General features: G+C 70.0%; 1 protein-coding gene. It reads left to right on the top strand.

All coding sequences use genetic code 11. The features are described from left to right. The first annotated feature begins 114 nt into the window (after window positions 1-114). Entirely contained in the window at window positions 115-1,467 is a 1,353-nt protein-coding gene (locus tag ABZ885_RS41020; protein ID WP_360200291.1) for an IS4 family transposase, read from the top strand. The last annotated feature ends 33 nt before the right edge of the window (window positions 1,468-1,500 follow it).

Genomic DNA, 1,500 nt, shown 5'->3' with positions numbered 1-1,500 from the left:
CAACGCCGTTCAGTTAAGCGTGGGGCCTGCATGTCAAGGCCGGTAGGCAAAGCAGCGGAGCTCCCGTAGAAGAGGTCTGTCCTCCAAGACATCCTCACCACGGGAGCTCCACTGTTGGAACAGGCTGCCATAACGCGGACGGCCGGGGTAGCCGACGGGGCGTTCGCGCCAGGTCATATCGGCGAGTTGACCCGGATCGTGCCGTTCGAGATGGTCGATGAGGTGCTGGCCGAGACGAAGAGGGTCCAGCAGCGGGTCCGGCTGGTGCCGGCGCGGGTCACCGTATATCTGCTGCTGGCGGGAGCGTTGCTCGCCGGGCTGGGCTACCGGCAGGTCTTCGACCGGATGTGCGCCGGTCTGGCGGACCTGGCACCCGCCAGACCGAGCGGCAGCGCGTTACGGCAGGCCCGCCAGCGTCTGGGAGCCGCACCGATGAAGGCGCTGTTCGACCTGGTACGCGGCCCGGCCGCCACGACCGCCGTCCAGACACGGTGGCGCGGGCTGCTGGTCGTGGCGGTCGACGGGACGCTGCTGCCGGTGCCGGACGCTGCGGCAAATCTTGCGGTGTTCGCCAAGCAGCGGTGCAACCACGGGAGCGGCGGCTATCCGCAGGTGAGGCTGGCCGCGCTGGTGGCCTGCGGCACGAGGTCGGTGATCGGGGCGGCGTTCGGCCCGGCCACCACCGGTGAGCTTGAGTACGCCGGCCGGCTGACGGGCGATCTGCGCGCGGGGATGCTGCTGCTGGCCGACCGCAACTTCGCCGCCGCCGGTCTGCTGAACCGCCTGGCCGCAACCGGCGCGCACCTGCTGGTGCGGTGCAAGTCCGGCCGGAAGCTGCCACCGGTGGCCCGCTGCCGGGACGGCTCGTTCCTGGCCCGGCTCGGCGCTCTGACCGTGCGCGTCATCGAGGCCGAGATCAGCATCGTCACGTCCAAAGGGGCCCGCACCGGCCACTACCGGCTGCTGACCACCCTCACCGATCCGTCGGCCCACCCGGCCGCCGAGCTCGTCCGGCTCTACCACGAGCGTTGGGAGGTCGAGACGGCCTACGCGGAACTGAAGTCCACGATCCTCCAAGGACGGGTCCTGCGTGCCCGCACCCCGACCGGGGTCGAACAGGAGATCTGGGCCCTGCTGGTCACCTACCAGGCACTGCGGACCGCGATGACGGACGCCACCGACAGCGTGCCGGGCACCGACCCCGACCGGGCCGGCTTCACCGTCGCCCTGTCCGCAGCCCGCGACCAACTCATCCTGGCCGCGGGCATCATCGCCGACACTGTGATCGACCTGGTCGGGGCCATCGGCCGCCACGTCCTGGCCCAGCTCCTGCCCGACCGGCGGGTCCGCACCAAAGACCGCATCGTCAAACGAGCGATCTCCAAGTACAACGCCCGTGGACCCGCCATCGACCGAGCCACCTACAAAGCGACCATCAGCATCAGCATGCTCACAATCGACCCTTGACGCCGCCCAGGCCGCCCTAACTGAACGGCGTTG

This window comes from Kitasatospora sp. NPDC047058 (assembly GCF_040643935.1).
In the GTDB taxonomy this organism is placed as follows: domain Bacteria; phylum Actinomycetota; class Actinomycetes; order Streptomycetales; family Streptomycetaceae; genus Kitasatospora.
This window is presented reverse-complemented; position numbering and strand designations above follow the sequence as displayed.